Source organism: Streptomyces sp. WMMB303 (assembly GCF_029351045.1).
Lineage (GTDB): Bacteria > Actinomycetota > Actinomycetes > Streptomycetales > Streptomycetaceae > Streptomyces.
Genome location: NZ_JARKIN010000001.1, coordinates 142360 through 167274 on the forward strand (window position 1 = coordinate 142360; position 24915 = coordinate 167274).

Sequence of the window (24915 nt, forward strand, 5' to 3'; positions counted from 1 at the left end):
GAGCGACCCGGGACGGGGCCGGGAGGGGCTACCGCCGGGAGGGGTCAGGACCGCGACCAGTGGCCCTGGATCGCGCGCGCCAGGGCCGGAAGTGCGACGTCCACCGCCTGCCGCTCCGGCTCCGCCAGCTCGTCGATCAGCTCGGTCAGGGCGCGAGTGCGCTCGGCCCGCCGCCGGTGGAAGACCTCCAGCCCGGTGTCGGTGGCCGCCACCAGGACACCTCTCCCGTCACTCCGGTCGGCGGTGCGCCGCACCAGTCCCGCCCGCTCCATGCGGGTGACCAGTTGCGTCATGTTCGGCTGCGAGACGCCCTCGGCCCGGGCCAGTTCGGAGAGGCGCTGCGCGCCCTCGCGGCCCAGCCGGCCCAGCGCCGAGGAGGCCGCGGTACTCAGCCCGCCCGCGGTCGCGCTGTGCCGCACATGGCGCACGATCCGCTCCACGGCGCTCATCAGCTCCTCCGGCGACACGTTCCGAACGGCGCCGGTGTCCATAACCCGCTTATGCATAGCCGCATTATGCATGTAGATGTAGAGGGAATCAATCTGTTGGTCCGGCGGACCGTCGAGGCAGCCCGAGCGCCCCCTCTACCGGCGGCGGTCAGACCCCGGTTCCTCCCGCCGAGCGGCCCGGCTCTCGTCGGCGCCGGGGCCCTGCCGCGCCGCCTGCCTGCGGGCACGGTAGGCGGCAGCCTTGACGCGGTTGCCGCAGGCGTCCATACCGCACCAGGTACGGCGCGCCCCACGCGAGCGGTCCAGGTAGAGGCGGGTGCAGCCCGCGCGGCCGCACTCCTTCAGCGGCACGCTGCGGTCGGCCAGCACGGCGATTGCGCCACGGGCGACCTGGACCAGCGCGGAGCGCAGATCTCCCGACCGGCGCAGGCCTCCGTCGCCGAGCTCGACCGCGGGTACCGGCCCCGCGGCTGCGCTGTTGACGACGTCCAGCTCGGCCGGCGCGAAGGGGCGGCCCGCCAGGCGGTCGAGCGCCAGGCGGTGGACGGCCTCCCGCAACCGCAGCGCGAAGGCGAGGTCCGCGGCATCGGCGGTCACCCGGTCGGGCAGCTCCTCGCACTCCAGGACCCACTGCTCAAGGGCGGCAGGGGCATCCAGCAGGTCCACGGGCTCATCCCGTCGGTACCCCACGGTGCCCACCAGGTCCAAGGCCGCGTTGCCGCTGACGAAGGCGAATCTCACATCACCATCTTGACCGGTGACGCGGAGCGGCGCAACAATCGCCGAGCGACTCCCGTCACCAGTTGAACCAGTGACGGAGACGTCCGGTGCGCCGGACCGTCCGCCGTACCCGTCCTCCGCCTCCACGCGGAGCGTGCACGGGCACCGGGCGGCCCCCGGGCGCACCGGTGTCCGTGAAGCGAGCCGGGCCCACCGCCGGACCGGCGCCAGGAGCAGGAGACCGGATGGCCGGGACACCCGATATCGAGGTCGTCGTATGCGACGTGCTCGGAACGATGGTCGACGAGCCGGGCGGGCTCCGGGCCGCCGTCCGCGAGGCGGTGCCCGACGCCGACGACGCGTCGGCGGACCGGCTGCTCGCGGTATGGCACGAGCACGTCGCGTACGAGCAGGAACGCGTCAAGGAGGGGCGCCGGGCCTACGCCGGCACCGACGTCATCGACCGCGAGGCGGCGCACCGGGTGGCCGATCGCGCCGGAGTCACCGATCCGTCGGCCGTCGAGCGGCTGGCCACCGCGGGGCGACGGCTGCCCCCATGGGGGGACTCACAGAGCGGACTCGCCCGCATCGCGCGGCACTTCCCCGTGCTGGGCCTCTCCAACGCCGCTCGCGCCGTGCTCCCTCGGCTGAACCAGTTCGCGGGCCTGCGCTGGCACCAGGCGCTCTCCGCCGAGGACGCCCGCGCCTACAAGCCCGCACCCGAGGTCTACCGGCTCGCACTCGAGGCGGCGGGCTGCCCGCCGGAACGGGTGCTGATGGTCGCCGCACACGCCTGGGACCTCCGGGGCGCCCAGGCGGCGGGGATGCGCACCGCCTACGTCCAGCGGCCGGTCGGGGATCCTCCGGCGCCGGGCGACACCTTCGAACTGCGGACGCACGGCCTGGAGGAACTGGCGACCGCCCTCACCGCGGGGTAGCGGCCTCCGCGCCGGTGCCGCCCCGCCGATCGGCGGGGCGGCACCGGCGTCCAGATCGCAGGACGGACGGCGAGCTGGGCGTACGGCCGGCGGCGCGCCCCTCCCCCGCGCTCCTGCGCGCCACCGCTGAAGGGACCGACGTGTGCGGCGCACCGGGACCGCGATGGGCGGCCGACCGCCTCATCCGCCGACGATCGCCCGCAGCGTCACGTACAGCAGCGAGGGGCCGAGCAGGCAGCCCACGCCGGTGTAGAAGGTGGCCGTCATGGCACCGTAGGGCACCAGCCGCTTGTCGGTGGCCGCCAGGCCGCCCGCCACGCCGGAGGTGGTGCCCATCAGACCGCCGAAGGCCATCGCGGACTTCGGGTTGTTCAGGCCGATCATGGGCGCGATCAGCGGCGTCCCCACCATCACCACGACGGACTTCACCAGACCGGCCGCCACCGACAGCGCGATGACCTCCGAACCGGCGCCCACCGCCGTGCCGGTCACCGGCCCGACGATGTAGGTGGCCGCGCCGGCTCCGATGGTCGCCATCGACGCGGCGTCCGTGTACCCGAAGGCCGCCGCGACGACGGACCCCGCCGCGAACGAGACGAGCACTCCCAGCAGGACCGAGAGCGCGCCCGCCGGCCCGGCCCGCTTGATCTGCTGCAGGTCGACGCCGTACGCGGTGGCGACGATGGCGAAGTCCCGCAGCATCGCACCGCCCATCAGGCTCAGCCCGGAGAACGCGGCGAAGTCGGCCAGCCCGTCCTCACCGCCGGTCGCCGCGCCTCCCCAGTAGGCGAGCACCAGGCCGAGGAGGATGGCGATGGCGGACCCCTGCAGCCGGCCCCGGGTCAGCGCCTTCGAGAGCCAGCCGGAGAGCATCATCAGCCCGCCGATCAGTGCGAAGGCCACCAGGAGACCGTTGTCCTCGAAGACGGAGACGAGCGTGTCCATCTCAGACCTCCTGCTTTTCCTCGGAGGCCTGCGGCGGCAGCGGCTCCGCCGTCCCGCCCATCCGTCCCAGCACCGGCACCAGAGCGCCTCCCGCGAGGAGCGCGGCGAGGCCCGCCACGATGGCCATCGGACCGCCGGTGACCGCCTTGACCACGTTCTGGGTGGCGGCCATGGCGATGACGATCGGTATGTACAGCGCGCTCCAGAAGAGGACTCCCTGCTCGCTGGGTTCGGGGAACCGGCCCTTCCTCCGGAGCCAACTGGTGACCAGCACCAGCATGATCATGGCGAACCCGACTCCGCCGACGTTGGCGTCGACACCGACAGCGGCGCCGAGCACCTCACCGACGAGCGTGCCCGCGAGCAGGCACAGCGCCAGTGCTGCCACTCCATGGATAACCATCGTCTTCTCCGCACTGAGAGACTGTTGAAACCGGAAACTTCAAGAGGCGGGGGGCGGCGGCCGTCCGGTCCGCGTGGCGCCCCCTGGGGGCGTGGAAACCGCCGAGGCGGGACTCGCCGCGAGGCGTGGGGACATGGGGGCTGCGGGCTCCTGGGGTCAGGCGCCCACCCTGGCGAACAGGTCTCCGTAGCGTTCGCGCAGTTCGGCCTTCTGCACCTTGCCCATGACGTTGCGCGGCAGCGTCTCGACGACGCGGACGGCACGCGGGTGTTTGAACCGGGCCAGGTCGCCCGCGATGAAGTCCAGCAGTTCGCCGTCCCGGGGCCGCCGCCCCGGGACCGGGACCACTACGGCGACCACGGTCTCGCCGTAGTCCGGGTGCGGAACCCCGATCACGGCGGACTCCTGCACCTGCGGGTGGGCGTCGAGCAGTTCCTCGACCTCCTTGGGGTAGATGTTGTAACCACCGGAGATCACCAGGTCCTTGCCCCGACCGACGATGCTCAGATAGCCGTCCTCGTCGAAGCGGCCCAGGTCGCCGGTGACGAAGAACCCGTCGGCACGGAACTCCGATGCGGTCTTCTCGGGCATCCGCCAGTAGCCGGTGAAGACGTTGGGCCCGCGGACCTCGATGCTGCCGACCTCGCCGTGGGGCAGCACCCGGCCGGATTCGGGGCCCACCACCCGGATCTCGGTGCCCGGGAGCGGCCTGCCGACCGTACCGGGCTTGCGCGGGCCGCCGGTGCAGGGGTTGGTGGCGTTCATCCCGGTCTCCGTCATCCCGTAGCGCTCGAGGATGGCGTGGCCGGTACGGGCCTCGAAGGCCACGTGGTCGCTCGCGAGCAGCGGAGCCGAGCCGGAGACGAAGAGCCGCATGGCGGCGCAGGACTCCGGGGTGAGGCGCTCGTTCTTCAGCAGCCGGGTGTAGAAGGTGGGCACGCCCATCAGCACCGTGGCCGTCGGCAGCAGGTCCAGGACCTGGTCCGGGTCGAACTTCGGCAGGAAGTGCATGGAGGCACCGGATGTCAGCACCATGTTCGCCGCGACGAACAGCCCGTGGATGTGGAAGACGGGCAAGGCGTGGATCAGCCGGTCCTCCGCGGTGAAGCGCCAGCTCTCCAGCAGCTCCCGGCAGTTGGAGGCCAGGTTGCGGTGGGAGAGTACCGCGCCCTTGGAACGGCCGGTCGTACCGGAGGTGTACAGGATCGCCGCCGGGTCGTCGGCCGCCGCCTCGTGGGCCTGTGCGCCCTCACTGTCCTCCGGGGCGTCGAGGAGGCTGCCGTCGCCCGCGGTGCCCAAGGTCTCGATCACGAGTCCGGCTGCTTCGTGGTGCGCGTGTGCGGTCCTGTGCCGCGGGGCGCAGACCAGCACCCGGGGTTCGGCGTCGCGGAGGAAATAGTCCGTCTCCGCACCGGTGTAGGCGGGGTTGAGCGGCAGGAAGACCCCACCGATCCGCAGTGTGGCCAGATACAGCGCGACGGCCTCCGGGGACTTCTCCACCTGCATGGCGACCCGGTCACCCGGGACGACGCCGTCGGCGACGAGCCGGGCGGCGATCCTGCGCACGGCCTGTGCGGTGTCGCCGTAGGTGAGGACCCGCCCGCCGGGCAGGTCGAAGAGGGGCTTGTCCGGCCGCCGCTCCGCCTGCTCGGCGAAGGCCCGGTGGATGGTCGGGAAGGGTGCCATCCGGGGTGCTCCTTTCTGTCGGTATGCGTGGTCGGCACAGGTGCGCTGAGCGGTCCGCCCGGCACGCGACGCGGAATGGGCCGCCGATATGCGGGCGTCAACTCCCGGGGGGCGGGGACCCGCCCTTCGCGGCCGAGTCGTCGGCCGCGTCGGTTCCCGCCGCCGGGGACCGGGCGTGGTGCGGCAGGGCGGCCCGCAGCGGGCCGCCCAGTGCCACGGTGCGGTGGCGGACGAAGTCCTCGTGCCGCTGCTCGACCTGCTCCGGTTCGTAGCGGTAGTTGACCATCGCGCCGAAGGACTGCCGCCAGGCTTCGGGGGCGTTGTTCGCCGGCCAGTTGGCCTGCCAGGCGGCGGCCCCGTTGCCCAGATGGAACCGGGCGACCGGGTCGAGCGGGCGCCCGTCCTCGTGCCGTTCGAGGGCGATGTACCGGGCCAGCACCGGGAGGAGCCGGGAGCGCGTCCCTCCGGCGTCCGGCGGCGCGGGGTCCGCCCGTCGCCCCGCGGCCTCCAGCTCCGCGAGCAGCGTCCGCAGTTCGGCCTCCCGCCCGGCCTGTTCGGTGAGCCAGCGCCGGAAGCCGGGGACGGGCGAGAGTGTGGCGAACTGCCGCAGCTGCGGAAGCTGCTCCCCCACGTCTTCGATGACCTGCTTGATGAGGAAGCTGCCGAAGGAGACTCCGGCCAGGCCCTCCAGGGCGTTGTTGATCGAGTAGAGAGCGGCCGTGTCCGCGTGCGCGGGGTCCAGTACCGGTCCGGGCTCCAGCAGCGGCGCGATGCTGTCCGGCATCCCCCGGACGAGGGCGACCTCCACGAAGATCAGCGGCACGTCCCCGGTGGCCGGGTGGAAGAAGGCGTAGACGCGGCGGTCCTCGGGCTGCAGGCGGCGCCGGAGTTCGGCCCTGCCCGCCATCGGATGCACCTTCTCGCCGCGCAGCAGGTACTGGTGCAGTTCCTCGGGCGCCTCCCAGCCGACCTCCGACATCCGCAGGAAGCCGCGGTTGAACCAGGAGGTGAGCAGGTGGTGGAAGTCGTGGTCGAGGGGCCGCAGCCGCGGGTCGGAGCGCATCAGCCGGCGCAGATCCGCACGCATGCCGACCAGGGTGAGGGTGGCGCCGGGAGCGTGGTTCATCCGGCGGAGCAGCAGCTGACGGGGCGGCTCGACCTCGTCGAAGAGCTGGACCAGTTCCTCCTCGCCACCGGATCCGCGGCTGCGGGCCGCCTCCCATCGGTGGAAGGCGCTCCGGATCCGGTCGGGCGAGGCGTCGTAGGCGCTGGTGATGCGGGTGAAGAACTCCCGCTTCCCCTGGTCGTCGAGCTCGCCGTAGGCAGCGAGGGCGTCTGCCGCCACCGTGCGCATCGAGGCTTCGCCCGCATGCCCCATCAGCATCTCGCAGGCCGCCGACAACCGGTCCAGGGGGCGGTGGCGGAGATCCCCGGCCACCGGGGGGTCGTCCGGGCGGCTGCCGGCATTCCGGAACTGCTCGGTCAGCAGCCTGCCGTCCTGGGGTTCCATTCCCGCCCTCCGCGCGCCGCCGCCCCTGGATATGCATCATGGGGCGTGATGTATATAACAGCCGCACCGTAGAGCACAGGAGTGAGGCGCGCTACCCCCTGGGCGTCCCGGATGACGGGATAACCTGACCGTTCGGAGGTGCGCATGGCTCGAGTCCCGGAATCCCAGCGTGTACGGGACGCGCTGGAGAACGCCGTCGTCGACGGCCGCTACCGCCCCGGCGAGCGGCTGGACCCCGCGCGGCTGGAGAGGGAGTTCGGCTGCTCCCGTACCCCGGTCCGGGAAGCCCTCCAGGCGCTGGAGCGGTCCGGCCTGGTGCAGATCCGCGCCAAACAGGGCACCTACGTCACCGAGTTGAGCGTCTCCGAACTGGCCGAGCGGTTCGAAGTCATGGCGGAACTCGAGGGGATGGCGGCGCGGCTCTCCGCCCGGCGCATCGAACAGGAAGCACTGGACGAGCTCGGACACGCGCTCCGCGAGTGCGAGGTCCACGCACTGGCCGGGGACGCCGACCGCTACTACTACGCCAACGCCTGCTTCCACGGCATCGTCTACGACTCCTGCGGCAACGAATATCTGCGCCAGCAGGTACACGCGCTCAAACGGGTCCTGCAGCCCTACCGGCGGCTGCAGTTGCGGGTGCCCGACCGTATGCGGCGCTCCCTGACCGAGCACCGCCGGATCGCCGAGGCGATCGCGAGCGGCGACGCCGAGACCGCCGAGAACGCGGCGCGGGACCACGTCCTGGTCCAGGTCAAGGAGTTCAGTCAGCTGATACGGACGTGGAGACACCTCAACCGGTCGGCACTCGGCACCGGTTGAGCCCGCCCCCGGTCCGGACGACGGCGCGGGCGATCGGTGCGCGCGGACGCCGCAGGCGCCGCGGGGCCGGGCGGACCGATCGGACGTCGAGGGCGCGCGCTCCGGGCGTCGGGGCGCATGCCCGGGGGGCAGCCGCGGGCGGCCGCCCCCCGTGATACATCGCATCGCCGCGGTCGTCGGCTGCTCCGCGGCGGATCCGTGCGGTGCGGGGCGGCCCACCTCACCGCACGGAAGGCCGCCCGGACCCGGCGGCCCGGCGGGGGAGCTGCCGCGCGCCGGTCACTTGTCCACGGCGAAGCGCATCAGGGACTGCTCGTTGCCCTGCTTGACCTTCCCGGTCTCGTTGATCACCTTGAGCTTCCAGCCGGTACCGACCCGCATCGCCTTGGCCACAGCGCAGGCGTTGTCGTCGGTGAGCAGACTCGGCCAGATGTCGGCGACCTGCTGGGAACTGCCGCCGGTCGCGTCGTACACCTTGAAGCTGATGTTCCGCGCCCGCTGGAACGCGCTGCCCCTCTTGTAGGCGGCCGCGACGAAGACGACGGAGGTGATGTTGGACGGGATCCGTTCGAACTCGACGGTCACCGTCTCGTCGTCCCCGTCCCCGTGGCCGGTCTGGTTGTCCCCCGTGTGCAGCAGCGATCCGTTCCCCAACGGGTCGAGGGAGTCCAGACCGGCTATCCGTACCGGGTCCTGTCCCTGCATGGCGATCGCGATCAGGTCCAGGTCGGTGCCCGCCTTGCGGCGGATCTTGCCCAGCACGCCTCCGCTGCTTCCCGCGGTGGGATCCCAGGACGCGCCGATGGACAGGTGCGTGACGCCGTCCAGGTCGGCCGGCTCGTCTTCCTTCGTCAGCGTGATCATGCGTAAGCCTCCAGGTTGGGACGGTGGAGCCCGGGCGACTGCTCCGGCTCGCTTCTCGGCCGGCGGTCTTGACAACCGGCGTCTACAGCACTGTAGAACTGCCGACCGTGCGCGAAGGTTCCGGCCCCGCACGGAAGACCGGCCGGAACGACGACAGCCCGACACCGCCTCCGCATGCCTGCGCGGCGTCAGCCGAGGGGGGCCGCTGTGCGCGTCGACGGTTCCGTACCACAGGGGCAGGGCCGGTACTCCAGCCCCAGTTCGCCGTCCACGGCACGACTGGAGCGGGTCGCGGCGTCACTGACCGCTCGCCAGGAGCCGTACTTGGCGTGCAGCTGGTCCGCTGTGGGGCCCAGCGGGTTACCGTACTTCTCCTGGTTGCGCTCCTCCAGCCGGCTGGTCTCCTCCGGGGACATACCGGCGCGGGTGATCTCCTTGGCCTCGTTGCGCATCCGCACCAACTTCCGGGCGATCTCCTCCTCCGAGCGGCCCTGGGCGCGCATCTCGCACTCCGTACGATCCATCTCGCCCAGCAGCGCGTGGTAGCGCATCCGGACCTCGCGGGACTCTGCGCGCTCCGCCGGAGTCTCGGCCCGGATCATGCACACGACCTTCTCCGGGCTGGTGCACGGGCCCGGGTCGGACGGTTCCTGGGACAGCGGAGCCACGACGACGGAACCGCCGCAGGCGCTCCCGGGGCACGCGGCGGCCGGAGCGGCGGCGGCCGCGCCGAGAGCAGCCTGGGCGACCAGGACGAGGGGCAGCGCCCGGCGGGCGAGAGAGCGAAGACGCGATGACGACATGGCCGCATCCTGGCGGTCGGCGCCCGGGCGAGGGCGGTTTCGCCCACGCGTTCCCTCGTTCGGGGCGACATCCTCATCCCCGCAGGTGACGGGGGGCTGTCCACGCGTGCCGCGCCTCCGGGCGGTGTGCTCGGCCGGCAGCGCCCCCCAAGTGCTCAGGACGCGGTGCCGGCGAGGGTCGAGGAACCGACGGAGAGGCCCTCCGCGGATACCTGCCGTGCGAGCGGGCGCGGGCACGAAAGCCCCCCGGAAGCATCGGAGCGCTCACGCGCTGTGCAGCGCGGTCCGGCTCGCCGGGCTCCCGGCGACGTCCGGGCCGAAGTCCGTATGAGGCCCCCTTGCGATGTGCCGTTGTGCGCCGTGCCCGCACGAATCAGCCCAGAAGCTGCACGGAGCCGACCGAACTGCCCCATGATGGTGATCCATTACTGCCGCAGGTGAGGAGTACACGATGGACGAGGCAGGTCACCAGGTTCCGCAACCGGGTACCAAACCCCACACCGCCCGCCTGTACGACTACTTCCTCGGCGGGAAGACGCACTACGCCGTGGACCGCGAGGCGGCGGTGCCCGCGCTGTCCGCGAATCCGCACGCGATGGTCGCCGCCCGGCAGAACCGGGAGTTCATGCACCGGGCCGCCCGGTTCGTCGCCGAGGACCTCGGCATCCGCCAGTTCCTGGACATCGGAACCGGCATTCCGACCGAACCCAACCTGCATCAGGTGACCCAGGCGATCACCCCCGAGGCACGCGTCGTCTACTCGGACAACGATCCGATCGTTCTCGCGCATGCCCGTGCGCTGATGAGCAGCACGCCGGAGGGCAAGACGGACTACATCGAGGCGGACATCCGCGAACCGGAGCGGATCCTGGAACGCGCGCACCTGACCCTCGACTTCGGTGCCCCGATAGCCCTGTCGGTGGTGGCGCTGCTGCACTTCATCCCGGACGAGGACGATCCGTACGCCCTCATGCGCCATCTGCTCACGCCCCTGGCGCCGGGCAGTGCGCTGGTGCTCTCGCACGCGGCGCTCGACATGGACGACGGCCGGATGGCTGCGCTGGCCGAGCACTACCGCAAGGCCGTCACCCCCACCCAGTTCCGGACCCGCGAGGAGACCGCGCTCTTCTTCGACGGCCTGGACCTGCTGGATCCCGGTATCACTCCGACGTGCGAATGGCGGATGGACCTCGACGTGGGGCCGATCCGGCAGCTCCCCGGCACCATCTCCGCGGCCGAGGCCGGAGTATGGGCCGGGGTGGCTGTCAAACGCTGAGCGCGGAGGCGCTCCGTCAAACGCTGGGCACCCTCGCGCCGTTCGTGCCCGCCGGGTCCGCGTGTCACCTCATCAGCAGCAGGCTGTTGACGAATCCGACGACGGCGAGGCCGCAGAACGCCCAGCCCACGACTCTCCGTTTCAGCACGGCGTACCGGTCCTCGTATTCGCGGCGCAGGGAGTCGGCGCGCTGCGCCGTCTCCCGCAGGGCGGCACGGGAGGTGTCCGCGAGGGCCTCGGCGAGGCGGCGGACCACATCCTCGCGTTCCGCTCCGGTGAGCCAGTCCAACGGGGCGACGGCGTGCTCGGCCCGTGCCCGGGCGTCGCTCAGATGCCGCTGCCACAGCAGATAGCCCTCGATCCGCCGGACGCCGTCGCCGGCCTCTTCTTCGGGGGGCTTCCTGACGCCCACGGTCTGTCTCAGCTCTCGGCTTCGGGCAACTGCCCTCGGCCATGCCGCCCCGGACCGGAACCGGTCGCCCGGGGCCGGTCGAGGTTCTCGCTGTCGTCGAGTGCCGAGATGTTCGGATGGTGGAAGTCGAAGGCGGGCGACTCGGACCGGATCTTGGGCAGGGTGACGAAATTGTGCCGGGGCGGCGGGCAGGAGGTGGCCCATTCGAGAGAGCGGCCGAAACCCCAGGGGTCGTCCTCGTGGACGCGCTCGGCCGTCCTGGCGGTCTTCCACACGTTGTAGAGGAACGGGAGCATCGACGAACCCAGGAGGAAGGAGCCGATGGTCGAGAACGTGTTCAGCGCGGTGAACCCGTCGGCCGCCAGGTAGTCCGCGTAGCGGCGGGGCATACCCTCGGCGCCGATCCAGTGCTGGACCAGGAAGGTGGCGTGGAAGCCCACGAACAGGGTCCAGAAGTGGATTTTGCCGAGGCGTTCGTCGAGCATCCTGCCGGTCCACTTGGGCCACCAGAAGTAGAACCCGGCGAACATCGCGAAGACGACGGTGCCGAAGACGGTGTAGTGGAAGTGGGCCACGACGAAGTACGAGTCGGAGACGTGGAAGTCCATGGGCGGTGACGCCAGCAGCACGCCGGTCAGGCCGCCGAAGAGGAAGGTCACCAGGAATCCGACCGACCACAGCATCGGGGTCTCGAAGGAGAGTGATCCCTTCCACATGGTGCCGATCCAGTTGAAGAACTTCACCCCGGTGGGTACGGCGATCAGGAAGGACATGAAGGAGAAGAACGGCAGCAGCACGCCGCCGGTCACGAACATGTGGTGTGCCCATACCGTCATGGACAGCCCGGTGATGGTGATGGTGGCGCCGACGAGTCCGACGTAGCCGAAGACCGGTTTGCGGGCGAACACCGGAAAGATGTCCGAGACGATGCCGAAGAACGGCAGCGCGATGATGTAGACCTCCGGGTGCCCCCAGAACCAGAACAGGTGCTGCCACAGCAGCGCTCCACCGTTCGCGGCGTCGAAGATGTGCGCTCCGAACTTGCGGTCGGCCTCGAGCGCGAACAGCGCCGCGGTCAGGATCGGGAAAGCCATCAGCACCAGCACGGCGGTCAGCAGCACGTTCCAGGTGAAGATGGGCATCCGGAACATCGTCATCCCGGGAGCGCGCATGCAGATGATGGTGGCGAGGAAGTTGACCGACCCCAGAATGGTGCCGAATCCCGAGAACGCGAGCCCCATGATCCACATGTCCGCGCCGACGGCCGGTGTGTGCACCCCGTCGGAGAGCGGCGAGTAGGCGGTCCAGCCGAAGTCCGGGGCGCCCTGCGGCGTGAGCAGCGAACCGAGCACGATGAGCGAGCCGAAGAGATACACCCAGTAGGAGAAGGCGTTCAGCCGGGGGAACGCCACGTCCGGCGCCCCGATCTGCAGGGGCATGATCCAGTTCGCGAACCCGGTGAACAGGGGCGTCGCGAAGACGATCAGCATGATGGCGCCGTGCATGGTGAAGGCCTGGTTGTACTGCTCCGGCGAGATGATCTGCAGGCCCGGACGCGCCAGCTCCGCCCGCATGACGAGCGCCATCACACCGGCGATCAGGAAGAAGAGGAACGACGTGATGAGGTAGAGGCTGCCGATCGTCTTGTGATCGGTTGTCGTCAGCCACCGCACCACGGTGTGGCCAGGACGCCGCTGACCGGACGGGCGCGAACCGGACGGCCGCGAAACCAGCGAGGTGGACATGTCTGCTCCTGGCGGGTGAACATCGACCCGTTGATGACTCACTGCATTTGAATACCTACTCTAAGTGACGCTACTGAGGTCTCCGGCCCTCTCCTCCGCGTGTCTCGCCGACCCCGCGCACCCGAGCCCGTCCGGGCAACGGTTCGACACGCCCGCCGACTTCCGGCTCCGCGGCACATCCGCACGTAAGGGCCGGACGCCCGAACGGGGTTCAGGCACCGACAGGAGGGCGGACCGGCGTCGCAGCCGTCCCTCCCGGGCCGAGGCGCGTCCGCTGCCCGGCCGATGGCGGAAAACCGACGCAACATTGGCATGGACCTGTCCATGATCCGTCGCTAATCTGCGCAGCGGCATCTCCCGGGATCGTTCCCAGGCTTTGCTGTTCCACCCCCACGACAGACTGGAACAACGAAAGGCCGATCCATGAGACGCACCAGAACCCCGCGCGCCCTCCTGTCCGCGCTGCTGGCCGGAGGAGCCCTCGTGGCCGCCGGTCTGCTCCCGGCGACGGCGGCGGACGCGCGACCGCAGACCGAGAAGACCCCCGCGTCCGACGGTGTATTGAACGCCATGCAGCGGGACTTCGGGCTCAGCGAGCAGCAGGCCGTCAAGCGGCTGGCCGCCGAGAAGCAGGCGCGGACCACCGAGAAGCGGGCGCAGCGAGCGGCCGGGAGCGCCTACGCGGGCTCCTGGTTCTCCCCGAAGACCCGGAAACTGACCGTGGCGGTCGCCGACAGCGAAAGAGCCGCGGCGGTGCGGGCCACCGGCGCGACCGTGAACCTGGTGGACCGCACCGCAAAGCAGCTGGACGCCGTACAGAAGCGCATCGACGCCCTCGACGCGCCCAGCGGGGTCAGCAGTTGGCGGGTCGACTGGAAGACCAACCGCGTCGTGGTCGAGGTCCTCAGCTCCCACCAAGCTGACAACGATGTCAAGAAGTTTCTGGCCCGGGCACGCAAAGCGGGACCGGTGACGGTCCGCACAACGGACCACGCGCCCTCGACCCTCTCCGCCGGCACCGTCGGCGGAGACCCCTACTACACCGGCAACGTCCGCTGCTCCATAGGTTTCTCGGTCCAGGGCGGCTTCGTCACCGCGGGCCACTGCGGCGGGGCGGGCCAGGCGGTCAACGGCTGGGACGGCTCCTACATCGGCGATTTCCAGGGCTCCTCGTTCCCCGGCAACGACTACGCCTGGGTCAACGTCGGCAGTGGATGGTGGACGGTTCCGGTCGTCCTGGGCTGGGGCACGGTCTCGGACCAGCTCGTCCGCGGCTCCGCCGAGGCACCGGTCGGGGCCTCCATCTGCCGGTCGGGGTCGACCTCGCACTGGCACTGCGGCACCGTCCTCGCCAAGAACGAGACCGTCAACTACAGCCAGGGCGCCGTCCACGAGATGACGAAGACCAGCGTGTGCGCCGAGGGCGGGGACTCGGGCGGCTCCTTCATCAGCGGCGACCAGGCACAGGGCGTCACCTCCGGTGGCTGGGGCGACTGCTCCGGCGGCGGCGAGACCTGGTATCAGCCGATCAACGAGATTCTGAACCACTACGGCCTGACGCTGCACACCGCCTGACCCGCCCGCGACCGGCAGCCCGGCGGACGGCGCGCGGGACGGCCACGGCACGCCGTGGCGGTGGCGCGGCATCGCACGGCGTCCGCCGGAATTACCGGGAGGGCCCCAGGGGGTACCCCTCCCGGTGCCGGACCCCCGCCGGTGCGTGCGGCGCGTACGCCGCACGCACCGGCGGTCGGACCGGGCCGACTGCGCTCGCGGGCCGGAGTCCCTCGGCCGTCGGAGTGGGCCGCCAGGGTCCGGGAATGCCGGGCCGCGGTGTCGTCGTTGCCCCTTTTGTGGCTGACTCACCGCACGATCCGGCACTCTCCCCCGCGGCACGGGCCGCGGCACGGGAGGTGCTCCTGGCGGAACGCGCCGGAACCGGACAGCAGATCGCGGCCCTGAGCCGGGAGTTCGAGCAGATCGTCGAGGCCAACGCCCTGATCGCGATCGACGACGAGCACGACCCCGAGGGGTCGAGCACGGCCTTCGAGCGGGCGCACGTCGCCGCGCTGCTGACCCGGGCACGGGAGCACCTGGTGGAGGTGGACCGGGCGCTGGAGCGCCTGAAGCGGGGCGACTACGGACGCTGCACGGAGTGCGGGGTGCCGATCCCCGAGGAGCGCTTGTCGGCACGTCCCGCGGCGATCACCTGCGTGCGCTGCGCGGCCGCACGACACACCTGACCCCGCGGCGGGCCGACGACTCGCCACTCCTTGCGGGCCCGGTCCTGCCTCCGAGCGATCGAGTCCAGGACATCGCACAACAGCGCGTGGTCACAGGTGGGAAACAGTGTCCGCTCGGGCGACGGGCAGAAGAGTTTCAGCGTGCACTTATCTCTATGATCCGGTTGGCCGACTCGCAGTCACACACGGAATGATCGCCCGGGTCGGCAGGTTTCTCCTGCCATCCGCGCTCACAGTCACGGGGAAGTACATGCGCTCTGTTCGTGCCATACCTGCCGTAACCGCCCTCGTCGCGGTGCTGATCCCGCTGGCCGCCTGTGATCCGGCGGCGGACACCTCCGCGGGCGACGGTACGGCGTCCTCCGCGAGTCCCGGGCCGGCCGCACGGGACGGAAAGGACAGGGAGGACGGAAAGGACGAGAAGGGTAGCTCCTGCCCCACCCCGGCACCGGGGCACAAGGTCATCTGGATCCACCACGTCGAGGGGGCGATGAACACGGTGGTCGCCAAGGAAGCAAAGGCGGAATGCCGGGACGGTTCCCAGGAAGGGGCTTCCTACCACCCTGTCGGGGAGTTCGAGAACTACCACCCGGCATCCGGAGGCACACAGATCACGGTGATCAGCAAGAAGGAATCCAAGCAGAAGAAACTCACCGCGCGAAACGGCGGAATCGCACATGTCAAAACCTGCGCGGACCCTGACGGCAAGCAATTCGACGGCGGTCAGCGGAAGGCGGACACCAGCGACTGCTGGGGCTTGAACTTCTACGATGTGAAAATCGACTCGGAGAACCGCATCACCAGTATGACCGAGGTGTACTCGTCGTAGGCGGGCCGCGGGGCGAGGCGCCCGGAAGGGGGCGCGGCCCCGAAGGACCGGGCACGAGCCGCAGCGCAGCCATGTCGGACGTCGAGGAGGAGACCGTGCGTTTCACCGCTCCGGCCGACACTGCGCCACACCCCGCCGTCGACGCGTTCCTCTCGGCTGTGGACCGGTCGATGAACAGCAACACCCTGCTGCTGGAGTTCGGTGCCGAAGTGCCCGTCACTCCGGACAACAGGCAGCATCTTCTCCACGCCTTCCTCGGCAGCGACCTGTTCGAGGAACTGCTGCGGGCCGCCGACCGCCTGCGCGGCTGGCACAACCTGTCCGACCACGGGGACGGAGGCGACGAGGAGCGGCCGCTCCGCCGTGCGGGTTTTCGCGCCGCGATCCGGCCGCTGGACGGCCCCGGGCTGCTGGCGAGCCTGGAGTGGATGCTCTGCCGGGCGCCCAGCCCCTATCGGCAGCACTGCTCGGCGGCGGATGCCGACCGCCTCGTCCGCAGCGCCGTACACGAACTGCTGGGCCCCGACCCGTCCTCATGGGGGTTCGGTTCGGTGGAGCCCGACTTCCTGCGGTCGAGCGGGTACTTCAGCGGCGAGGAACCGCTGCGGCCGGTGTACTTCGACGGCGGAGACGCCGACACCGCCACACTCCTGCACCGTGACCGCACCTGCTGTCTGCTGCTGACCAACGGCTCGCCCTGACCCGCCAGCCGCGTGTGCAGCCGAGGACGGCTACGCACCCGGGCACCGTCCGGGAGGAGCCTGCCGATCCGGCGCGGCCGCACGGGGGCTGGGCCGGGCCCGCCGCATCACCTCCCCGGCAACAGCCGTGCGGCGGTCGCGGTGATGGTCTCGACGGCGTGGGTGAGGACCGGGATCTCCCGTGCGCCCATCCGCGTGACGGCCACGATGCGGCGGGCCGGTGCCGGCTCACCGTGCAGCGGCAGCCGCGCGACCAGAGCCTCCTCGCCCAGTTGCGCGAGGCGCGGTACGAGGATGACGCCGAAGCCGTGGGCGACCAGTGCCGTGCCGGTCCCCCACTCGTCGGCGTGATGGGCGATGTGAGGGGTGAAGCCGGCACTCATGCAGGCGGCGAGCACCAACTGGTGGTAGCTGGTCCCGGGGTTTCCCAGGATCCACGGCTCTCCGGCCGCGTCGGCCAGCGTGACCCGCCCCCGCCGGGTCAGCTCGTGCCCCTGGGGGACGATCAGGTCCAGGGGGTCGTCCAGCAGCGGCTGCTGGTCGAACCGCTCGTCCGTCAGCGCCGGGGAGTCCGGGGTGACCACCAGCAGAGCCAGGTCGGCCTCTTCCGAGAGCAGCAGGTCGAAGCACCGGGCGGGTTCGGCTTCGATGAAACGCACCGTCAGATGCGGGTAGCTGTCCCGCAGCCGCGCGGCCGCGGGCGGCAGCAGACGGCTGGCCGCCGTGGAGAAGCCGCACAGCGTGACCCGTCCCGCGGGCTCGGTACCGAGGGAGGCCAGTTCGGCGCGGGCCAGCTCCCACTGCTCATGCAGATGCTCCGCGTGCCGCAGCAGGACGTGGGCCGCGTTGGTCAGCCGGATGCCCCGCCCCTGATGCACCACCAGGTCGGTACCGACCTCGGCGGCGAGTTGCCGCAGTTGGTAGGAGACAGCGGAAGGCGTGTAGTGCAGCGCCTGGGCGGCGGCGGTCACCGTCCCGTGCCCGGCGACCATCTGAAGGATCCGGAGCCGGTGGTCGATCATGCGACCAGTGTGCACGGGCCGGTGCCGGGCCGCGGCCGGTGCGGGGCCGCGGCCCGGCACCGGCCGCGGCAGCCTCCGCCGTCCACGCACGTCACCGCCGGCAGGAGCGTGTACCGGCCTCCGATGGTGCTCAATGCGCCCCCCTCGCTTCCCGGCCCGTCACCGCGCGGCCGCTCGTCCAGGACCGGGTACGAACCGGCCGTCAGGCGTCGATGACCAGATTCTCCAGCGGCGAGGCACAGCACAGGAGGATCTTGTTCTGCGCGCTGTCCCGCGGCCGGAGGCCACCTTGGTGCCACATGGTGACCGACCCCTGGTGCACGGTCGTCACGCAGGTGCCGCACAGCCCCTCGCCGCAGGACGAGGGGAGGGTGATGCCGGCGCGGGCCGCGGCCTCCAGAACCGGCATCCCGGCGTCGCACTCGATGGTCGCTCCGCTGCGGGACAGTTCCACGGTGAACGTCGGCGCGGGCCCGGAGTCTTCCGCGGAGTGGAGCGGATCGGGGGCGGGAGCAGGCGCGGGCACCGGGCCGGGCGCGGGTCCGGGCGCGGGAGCCTCGAAGCTCTCCTCGTGGTAGCGGGCCTCCGGCAGGCCCGCCGCGTGGAGCAACCGGCGCATGGCCCGCATGTAGCCCGCGGGTCCGCAGCAGAACACTTCGCGGTCCAGGAGATCGGGGACGAGTTCCTGGAGCATCCCCGGAGAGAGCCGTCCCCGGTGGCCGTGCCACCGCTCGGTCCTCCCGGCGTCCTCGCAGACGTGGGCGACCCGGAGAGCGGGAGCGGTAGCGGTAGCCGCCATCAGCGCGAGTTCCTGCCGGAACGGGATGTCGCCGGGGGTGCGTGCGCTGTGCACGAACACCACATCCGCCGGCGACGCGAGGTCGTAGAGGGTCCTGGTCATCGACATCAGCGGCGTCACCCCGCTGCCCCCGGACAGGAACAGGTAGGCGGACGCCGGATGCCGGGCCGTGGAGAACCGGCCCATCGGTCCCCTGGCGCGGACGACGGACCCGGGAGCGAGAACGTCGTGCAGCCAGTTCGACACCCGGCCGCCGGGCACACGCTTGACGGTGATCGCGGCCAGGTGCGGACGCGAAGGCGGCGAGGAGAGTGTGTAGCAGCGGGAGAACTCCCTGCCGTCGATCTGGAAGGTGAAGGCGAGGTACTGGCCCGGGTCGTGCCGGAAGAGCCCGGGGCCGGCCGGTTCGAACGCGAAGGTCTTGGTGTCGTGGGTGACGTCGTGGACCTGCTTGCAGACCAGCACATGGTCCGCCGCGGCGCCGGCAGCTGCGCCGTCCGCCGTGCGGAAGGCCGTCGGCTGCCGCAGGGCTTCCCGGCCGGGGTCGGTGAGCACCTCGTTCATCGGTTCAGCTCCTCGCGCAGACGGGCGATGTACCAACTGCAGAACGCCTCGACCTGGTATTCCGTCGGGGCGTAGGGGCCCGGCCGGTACGCGGGGCCGGAGACCCCGCGCTGGGCCAGCGCGACCAGGCGCGCGTCCTGTTCGTTCGTCGCGCGCCAGACCCGCTGGAGGGTCTCCGGGTCGTAGTCGACGCCCTCCCGGGCTTCCGGATGGACGAGCCAGGTGGTGCGCAGCAGCGTCCTGTCCGCGGCGAGCGGCAGCACGCTGAAGGCGATGGCGTGGTCGGCGAGCACGTGGAACCACGAGTTGGGCTGCAGGTGCAGGGCCAGGTGCCCGAGGCGGGCAGTGGGCAGGTCGCCCAGGAGCCGTCGGCAGGCGGCCGTGCCGTCGGGGGTGAAGGACTCACCGGCGAGGTCGAGCGCGTCCCGCTGGATACGGAAGCCGGTGCTCCGGTCGTCCAGTTCCTCGATGAGCGCGTAGGGCAGCCCCAGTTTCTCGTAGGTGGCACGCAGTTCCGCGTCGGCCCGCAGGTAGCGTTCGTGCGCCGGCCGCAGCCGCGGGGGAAGGTCCGTCTCGGAGTAGCCGTAGGTGGGAAAGAAGGTGCGCAGCAGTTCGGGGTGCTCGTCGCAGTGGTAGCACTCTCGGTTGTTCTCCATCACGAGCTTCCAGTTGCCCTCCTCCACGAGTTCGCTGCGGGCCGCCACCTTGGCCCGGCGCAGGTCGTGGGGAAGGAGGTAGGGCTCGATGCGCGAGGCGACCTCGTCGAAGTCGGCCGGGGGCTGTTCGGCGAGGCAGACGAAGACGAGTCCGCCGACGCTGCGCAGGTGCACGGGGGCCAGGCCGAAGCAGTCGCGGTCGAAGCCGGCGGGCTGGGAGGGTGCGTGCAGCAGCCTGCCGTCCAGACCGTAGGTCCACTTGTGGTATCCGCAGACCAGGTTCCCGGCCGAGTCGTTCCCTGCCTCGACGAGACGTGCGCCCCGGTGCCGGCACACGTTGTGGAAGGCACGCAGCTCCTCCGCGTCGTCGCGGACGAGCAGAACCGAGTACGGCCCGATCTCCACCGAGATGCGGTCGCCCGGCTCGGGCAGCTCGGCGTCGACGGCCACACAGATCCATTGGCGGGCGAAGACGGCGGCGATGTCGAGGTCGAAGAAATCCCGGTCGGTGTAGAACGGTCCCTCCAGGCTGCGCCCGGGGGCCCGGCGTGCCACCGCGTTCCGGATACGGTCGGCTCGGGTGACGGATGTGCTTTCCAGTGAGGTCACGGTTCTCCTTTCGGCGCCGGCACGGCCTTCCGTGGCGCGGTCGGCGGCGCCCGGTGCCGGTGGGCCCGACGGCCCGTTTCGGCGGCGGAAGCAGCGGCGCGGGGTCACATCGGCAGGCAGAGGCGCAGGCCGTCCAGCACCGCGGAGTGGATGTTGCGGCTGGTGACCGCGTCCCCGACGCGGAAGAGCTGGTAGCGGCCCGCGGGATTGGCGTCGGTGGGCTGCGGCTCACCGGCCAGGAGCGCGCGGTGGTCCAGTCGGCCGAGGTTGCGTGAGCCGGGGAGCAGTTCGTGGTGAAGGTCCGCGTTGGGCAGCGTGCCGTGCTCCACCACGACGTGGTCCACGACCCGTTCGGTCTCCGTCGCCGCGTACGCACTGCGCAGCGTCGCGGCGAGCCGGCCGTCCCCGGTGCGGCGCACGCAGGTGAGGCGGTGCGCCAGCGTGGTGTGTACCTCGTGTTCGGCGAAGACCCGCAGATAGGGGGGCGCGTTCATGCTGCCGACGTCGGGAGCGGGCATCCGCTCGGGGGTCACGTACTCGACGGGGACGTCCTGGCGCGCCAGCACTTCCACCGCGTCCAGGGCCGGGTAGGCGCCGTTGTCGTCGTAGACCAGCACCCGTCCGCGGGGGCGCAGGGCGCCGCTGAGCACGTCCCAGGTGTCGGACACGAGGTCGGCGCCGCCGGCGAGGAAGGAGGTGTCGGGTGTGCCGCCGGTGGCGATCAGGACGAGGTCGGGATCCTCCGCCAGCACGTCCGCCACTTCGGCGAGCACGTCGAACCGCAGTTCGACGCCGAGCACGCCGCACTCGGCGACGCGCCAGTCCACGATGCCGAGCAGGTCCCGCCTGCGGGGATTCGCGGCGGCGAGACGGACCTGGCCGCCGGGCTGGTCCGCCGCTTCGAACAGGACGACCTCGTGGCCGCGTTCGCCCAGCACCCGGGCCGCCTCCAGCCCGGCGGGCCCACCGCCGACGACCACGGCCTTCCGCCGGGAGGCCGCCGCCGGGACGGTGTGCGGCAGCCGCAGCTCCCGGCCGGTGGCGGGGTTGTGCAGGCACTTGGTGTCCCCGGAGTCGTAGATGGCATCCAGGCAGTAGCTCGCTCCCACACACGGCCGGACCCGGTCCTCGCGCCCTTCGGCCACCTTGGCGACCAGGTGGGGGTCGGCTATCTGGGCCCGGGTCATGCCGACCAGGTCCAGCTGGTCCTCCCGCACGGCGTGCCGCGCGGTGGCCACGTCGGCGATCCGTCCGGCGTGCATCACCGGGATCTCCAGGCTGCGTCTGACCTCGGCGGTGAAGTCGAGAAACGGCGCGGAAGGCGTCCCCATCGAGGGGATGACCCGGGAGAGCGACGCGTCGCTCTCGATGGAACCCCGGATGGTGCTGACGAAGTCGACGCCGTCCGCGAGGTAGTCGCGGAGCGCGCTCAGCGCCTCGCCGAAACCGAGTCCGGCCGGCCGTTCCTCGTCCAACGACATGCGGATGCCCACGACGAAATCGGGGCCGACGGCGGACCGGATCGCGCGGATCACCCGGCGCGGAAAGGCCGTGCGGTTCGCGAGCGTTCCGCCGAACCGGTCGTCGCGGTGGTTGGTGGCCGGAGACAGGAAGCTGTCCAGCAGGTGGCCGTAGTGCTGGATCTCTATGCCGTCGAGGCCGCCGGCCCGGCAGCGGGCGGCGGCGTCCGCGTAGTCCTGCACGACGCGGTCCAGGTCCCACGGCTCGGCCTCCTTGGGAAAGGCGCGGTGGGCGGGTTCCCGTACCGGCGAGGCGGACAGCACGGGCAGCCAGTCGCCCGCGTAGTTGCTGGTGCGCCGTCCCAGGTGGGTGACCTGGCACATGACCGCGGCTCCGGCTTCGTGTACCTCGTCGGCCAGCCTGCCGAGGGAGGGCACGATCTCGTCGCGGTAGAGCAGCAGGTTGCCGAACGAGGGCGGACTGTCGGGTGACACGACCGCCGAGCCGCCGATCATGGTCAGCCCGACCCCGCCGCGGGCCTTCTCCACGTGGTACATCCGGTAGCGGTCCCCGGGCAGGCCGTTCTCACCGAACGCCGGCTCGTGCGAGGTGCTGACCACTCTGTTGCGCAGCGTGATGTTCTTGAGGGTGAAGGGTTGGAGCAGGGGGTCCGTGACTCGCGTTCGCATGACACTCCTTGTGAACCCGTCGGCGGCCCGGGGGGATGTCGCCAGGATGTCCGCGTGGTCGGGGCGTGCCGCCCTAGGCGTGCGGTCTGCCGGGAACGGACGCACCGGACCGGACGCAGCGTGCGGCAGACGTGTGCGCCCTGAGCGGTACTCCCCCAGCGTGCGGGCGGCGCTCCTGGCGGACAATCAAGCGGTGTCACAGGAAACCGTGCAAAGCGCCTGCATGATCGACGGGTGCGGCGTCCCTTCCCGGGAGGCACCGGGCCTGCTAGAGGTCCGCACCGGCTCCTGCCGCCGCGGAGCTGCGCGGTGGCGGCGGAGCCGGGTGCGGGCCCATCCGTCAGGCGCCTGCCCGCCCGGGGGCGACCTTCTCGATCGCGGCGGCGAGGATGTCGACTCCGGTGTGGAGTTCGTCCTCCGTCACGGTCAGCGGCGGCGCGATGCGGAAGATGCCGCCCATACCGGGGAGCTGGACGATGTTGAGGTGCAGCCCGCGGTCGAGGCACTCCTGGGTGACGGCCTGCCCGGCCTTGTCGGCGGGTGTCCTGCGCCGCCTGTCGGTGACCAGTTCCACGCCTTGGAGCAGGCCGCGGCCGCGTACGTCGCCGACGATGTCGTAGCGGTCGTGCAGATCCTCCAGCCGCGCGGTGAGCTGCCGGCCGAGCGCGGCCGCCCGGTCGACGAGTCCGTCGCGCCGGATCACCGAGAGCACCGTGGCCCCCACGGTCGCCGCGAGCGGGTCGGAGACGTGCGTCGTGAAGAAGAGGAACCCCCGCTCGTGGCACACCCGCTCGATGTGCTCGCCGGTGAGCACCGCGGCCACCGGCAGGCCGGAGCCCAGCGTCTTGGAGAGGGTCAGCAGGTCCGGGACGACGCCGTCGCGTTCGAAGGCGTACATCGTCCCGGTGCGGCCGAGCCCGGTCTGGGCCTCGTCGAGGATGAGCAGCATCCCGCGCTCCTCGCACAGCTCCTTGAGGCGGGCGAGGTAACCGGGCGGCAGCTCGATGATGCCGCCCGAGGAGAGCACCGGTTCCACCAGGCACGCGGCGAGGCTGCCGGCGGACTGCTGGTCGATCAGTGCGAAGCCGTACTCCAGTTCCGCCTCCCAGTCGTAGGAACCGTCCGGGGTGCGGAACGGGGACCGGTAGGCGTTCGGCGTCGGCAGCGAGAAGTTGCCGGGGGCCGGGGGCCCGTAGCCGCGCCGACCGGCCGAGTAGGTCGCCGAAGCGGCACCGTGGGACATCCCGTGCCAGGAGCGGTCGAAGGAGACGATCTCGTACCGGCCGGTGTAGAGCTTGGCCAGCTTGATCGCCGCCTCGTTCGACTCGGCGCCGGTGCTCAGCAGCAGCATCTTGCCCAGCTCGGGCGGCAGGGTCTCGGCGAGCGCCGCGGCCAGGTCGAGGACGGGGCGGCTGAGCATGCCGCTGAAGAGGTGGTCCAGCGACCCGATCGCCGTCGAGACCGCCGAGACGATGTCGGGGTGCGAGTGGCCGAGCACGGAGCTCATCTGGCCGGAGGTGAAGTCCAGTATCGCCTTGCCCTCGTCGTCGTAGACGTAGGCTCCGGCGGCGCGTTCGACGACGCGTGGGCTGAAGGGCGCGCCGTAGCGGATCAGCAGGCGATCGGCATCTGCCCAGAAAGGGGTGTCCATATGCACTTCCTCACCGACGGGCGCCTCGCGGAGGAGGCGCCGGTTTCCGACACGCACCACCATCACCTTCGGACATCGCCCATAACAAGCACACAAAACCGATGGACCATTCGGCACCGGCTTACGATGAGTCCATGCTCAGCGCCCGCCGCCTCGAGATCCTGCACGCCGTCCTCGCCGCCGGGTCGGTCAACGCCGCCGCCCGGAACCTCAACTACTCGGCGGCGACGATCAGCCAGCACCTCGCGGCCCTCGCCAGGGAGACCGGGCTGGTGCTGTTCGAGAAGGAGGGCCGCGGGATCGCCCCCACCGACGCCGCACTCCACCTGGCGGAACAGGCGCAGAGCGTACTCGCGGACTTCGCCCGGCTGGAGCGCACCGTCGCGGACCTGCGCGCGGGCCAGGGCGAGCATCTGGCGCTGGCCTGCTTCGCCTCGGCGGCGGAGGAGCTGATCCCCGAGGTGGTGCGCGCGGTCCGGGAGCTGCGGCCCAACATCACCACGGAGGTCAGTCTGAACGAGCCCGTCGACGGACGCGGCCGCCGCCGGCCGGACCTCGACATCCGGACCGAACCCGTCGACGGAGCCGAGATCCGGCTGGAGGGGTACCGACGCCACGAGCTGCTCACCGAGGAGCTGCTCGCGGTCCTTCCGGGCGCGCATCCGCTGGCGGGCGCACGCTCCGTCGCGCTCGGCGAGCTGCGCACCGAGCCGTGGATCGACCACGACATCTACGACAGCCCGACCGGGCAGATCATTCTGGGTGCCTGCACCGCGGCCGGGTTCGCGCCGCGCTACGTCGCCCGGCTCGACAACCATCACGCCGCGCTCAACCTGGTGCGGGCCGGCATCGGCATCACCGTGCTGCCCCGGCTGGCGGTGCCCGATCCGCCCGGCACACTGGTGGCCGTGCCACTGACTCCAGCGGTCAGGAGGCGCATCGTGCTGCACGCCCGGCTGCATCCCCGCCGCGGAGGCCTCGTCACGGCTGCGGCCGCGCGGCTGCGTGCGGCCGCCGGGGACTGGGCGGCCCGGCACGGCGAGGAGGCGCCCGGCGAGGGCGGGGGCTGACCGGATCGGCTCCCCGAGGCCACAGGGGGCGGGAGACGGAACGGGCCC

23 protein-coding genes are annotated in these 24915 nt (G+C 71.4%); 8 read left to right on the forward strand and 15 right to left on the reverse strand.

The genetic code is table 11. The features are described 5' to 3' along the window. Nucleotides 1-44: 44 nt before the first annotated feature. Together P2424_RS00675 and P2424_RS00680 are read right to left on the reverse strand one after the other, a co-directional pair. A complete protein-coding gene (locus P2424_RS00675) occupies nucleotides 45-506 on the reverse strand; it encodes a MarR family transcriptional regulator (protein ID WP_276473850.1) in 462 nt (153 codons plus the stop codon). Between the two features lie 78 nt (nucleotides 507-584). Then, complete coding sequence (locus P2424_RS00680) at nucleotides 585-1190, reverse strand: ABATE domain-containing protein (RefSeq protein WP_276473851.1); 606 nt, start codon at nucleotides 1188-1190, stop codon at nucleotides 585-587. Between the two features lie 224 nt (nucleotides 1191-1414). Between P2424_RS00680 and P2424_RS00685 the strand changes: the two genes are divergently transcribed. Continuing rightward, nucleotides 1415-2107, forward strand: coding sequence for a haloacid dehalogenase type II (locus P2424_RS00685; protein ID WP_276473852.1), 693 nt, complete (start codon nucleotides 1415-1417; stop codon nucleotides 2105-2107). 180 nt (nucleotides 2108-2287) lie between these two features. On the opposite strand, the gene madM is transcribed toward P2424_RS00685, so the two are convergent. The 4 genes from madM to P2424_RS00705 form a co-directional block, all read right to left on the reverse strand. Continuing rightward, the gene (gene madM, locus P2424_RS00690) at nucleotides 2288-3052 is read right to left on the reverse strand and encodes a malonate transporter subunit MadM (protein ID WP_276473853.1); all 765 of its coding nucleotides are present in this window, start codon (nucleotides 3050-3052) and stop codon (nucleotides 2288-2290) included. Nucleotide 3053: 1 nt separating this feature from the next. Then, nucleotides 3054-3455, reverse strand: coding sequence for a malonate transporter subunit MadL (gene madL / locus P2424_RS00695; RefSeq protein WP_276473854.1), 402 nt, complete (start codon nucleotides 3453-3455; stop codon nucleotides 3054-3056). A gap of 156 nt (nucleotides 3456-3611) precedes the next feature. Then, the gene (locus P2424_RS00700; protein ID WP_276473855.1) at nucleotides 3612-5141 is read right to left on the reverse strand and encodes an AMP-binding protein; all 1530 of its coding nucleotides are present in this window, start codon (nucleotides 5139-5141) and stop codon (nucleotides 3612-3614) included. A gap of 97 nt (nucleotides 5142-5238) precedes the next feature. Continuing rightward, nucleotides 5239-6651 carry a malonyl-CoA decarboxylase family protein gene (locus P2424_RS00705; protein WP_276473856.1) on the reverse strand — a complete coding sequence of 471 codons (1413 nt, stop codon included), beginning with the start codon at nucleotides 6649-6651 and terminating at the stop codon, nucleotides 5239-5241. 144 nt (nucleotides 6652-6795) lie between these two features. Between P2424_RS00705 and P2424_RS00710 the strand changes: the two genes are divergently transcribed. Then, complete coding sequence (locus P2424_RS00710) at nucleotides 6796-7473, forward strand: GntR family transcriptional regulator (RefSeq protein ID WP_276473857.1); 678 nt, start codon at nucleotides 6796-6798, stop codon at nucleotides 7471-7473. Between the two features lie 279 nt (nucleotides 7474-7752). Here the strand turns inward: P2424_RS00710 and P2424_RS00715 are convergent, their stop codons facing one another. Together P2424_RS00715 and P2424_RS00720 are read right to left on the reverse strand one after the other, a co-directional pair. Then, entirely contained in the window at nucleotides 7753-8337 is a 585-nt protein-coding gene (locus P2424_RS00715) for a TerD family protein (RefSeq protein WP_276473858.1), read from the reverse strand. A 188-nt stretch (nucleotides 8338-8525) separates the two neighbouring features. Further along, nucleotides 8526-9140 (reverse strand): hypothetical protein, encoded by a 615-nt coding sequence (locus tag P2424_RS00720; protein ID WP_276473859.1) that lies wholly within the window; start codon nucleotides 9138-9140, stop codon nucleotides 8526-8528. Nucleotides 9141-9591: 451 nt separating this feature from the next. Between P2424_RS00720 and P2424_RS00725 the strand changes: the two genes are divergently transcribed. Further along, nucleotides 9592-10416, forward strand: a complete 825-nt coding sequence (locus tag P2424_RS00725; protein ID WP_276473860.1) for an SAM-dependent methyltransferase — start codon at nucleotides 9592-9594, stop codon at nucleotides 10414-10416. Nucleotides 10417-10480: 64 nt separating this feature from the next. Here the strand turns inward: P2424_RS00725 and P2424_RS00730 are convergent, their stop codons facing one another. Further along, entirely contained in the window at nucleotides 10481-10828 is a 348-nt protein-coding gene (locus P2424_RS00730; RefSeq protein WP_276473861.1) for a cytochrome C oxidase subunit I, read from the reverse strand. 8 nt (nucleotides 10829-10836) lie between these two features. Beyond that, entirely contained in the window at nucleotides 10837-12573 is a 1737-nt protein-coding gene (gene ctaD, locus P2424_RS00735; protein ID WP_276473862.1) for a cytochrome c oxidase subunit I, read from the reverse strand. A gap of 423 nt (nucleotides 12574-12996) precedes the next feature. Here ctaD and P2424_RS00740 point away from each other — a divergent pair, with 423 nt between their 5' ends. From P2424_RS00740 to P2424_RS00755, 4 genes are all read left to right on the forward strand, one after another. Next, complete coding sequence (locus tag P2424_RS00740) at nucleotides 12997-14148, forward strand: S1 family peptidase (RefSeq protein WP_276473863.1); 1152 nt, start codon at nucleotides 12997-12999, stop codon at nucleotides 14146-14148. A 278-nt stretch (nucleotides 14149-14426) separates the two neighbouring features. After that, on the forward strand, nucleotides 14427-14816 hold the full coding sequence (locus P2424_RS00745) for a TraR/DksA C4-type zinc finger protein (protein ID WP_276473864.1): 390 nt from the start codon (nucleotides 14427-14429) through the stop codon (nucleotides 14814-14816). A gap of 190 nt (nucleotides 14817-15006) precedes the next feature. Further along, nucleotides 15007-15645, forward strand: a complete 639-nt coding sequence (locus P2424_RS00750) for a hypothetical protein (RefSeq protein WP_276473865.1) — start codon at nucleotides 15007-15009, stop codon at nucleotides 15643-15645. 71 nt (nucleotides 15646-15716) lie between these two features. Next, the gene (locus P2424_RS00755) at nucleotides 15717-16346 is read left to right on the forward strand and encodes a hypothetical protein (RefSeq protein WP_276473866.1); all 630 of its coding nucleotides are present in this window, start codon (nucleotides 15717-15719) and stop codon (nucleotides 16344-16346) included. A gap of 107 nt (nucleotides 16347-16453) precedes the next feature. Here P2424_RS00755 and P2424_RS00760 read toward each other — a convergent pair whose 3' ends face one another. The 5 genes from P2424_RS00760 to P2424_RS00780 all read right to left on the reverse strand — a co-directional run bounded on the left by P2424_RS00760 (nucleotide 16454) and on the right by P2424_RS00780 (nucleotide 23797). Continuing rightward, complete coding sequence (locus tag P2424_RS00760; protein WP_276473867.1) at nucleotides 16454-17368, reverse strand: LysR family transcriptional regulator; 915 nt, start codon at nucleotides 17366-17368, stop codon at nucleotides 16454-16456. A gap of 202 nt (nucleotides 17369-17570) precedes the next feature. Further along, nucleotides 17571-18731, reverse strand: coding sequence for a hybrid-cluster NAD(P)-dependent oxidoreductase (locus P2424_RS00765; protein WP_276473868.1), 1161 nt, complete (start codon nucleotides 18729-18731; stop codon nucleotides 17571-17573). After that, complete coding sequence (locus P2424_RS00770) at nucleotides 18728-19996, reverse strand: aromatic ring-hydroxylating dioxygenase subunit alpha (RefSeq protein ID WP_276473869.1); 1269 nt, start codon at nucleotides 19994-19996, stop codon at nucleotides 18728-18730. Before P2424_RS00770 ends, P2424_RS00765 begins: the two co-directional genes overlap by 4 nt. A gap of 104 nt (nucleotides 19997-20100) precedes the next feature. Beyond that, complete coding sequence (locus P2424_RS00775; protein WP_276473870.1) at nucleotides 20101-22146, reverse strand: NADH:flavin oxidoreductase; 2046 nt, start codon at nucleotides 22144-22146, stop codon at nucleotides 20101-20103. A 340-nt stretch (nucleotides 22147-22486) separates the two neighbouring features. Beyond that, nucleotides 22487-23797: an aspartate aminotransferase family protein gene (locus tag P2424_RS00780; RefSeq protein WP_276473871.1), complete on the reverse strand. Its 1311-nt coding sequence runs from the start codon at nucleotides 23795-23797 to the stop codon at nucleotides 22487-22489. 134 nt (nucleotides 23798-23931) lie between these two features. On the opposite strand from P2424_RS00780, the gene P2424_RS00785 reads away from it, so the two are divergent. After that, complete coding sequence (locus tag P2424_RS00785; RefSeq protein ID WP_276473872.1) at nucleotides 23932-24867, forward strand: LysR family transcriptional regulator; 936 nt, start codon at nucleotides 23932-23934, stop codon at nucleotides 24865-24867. Nucleotides 24868-24915: the final 48 nt, after the last annotated feature.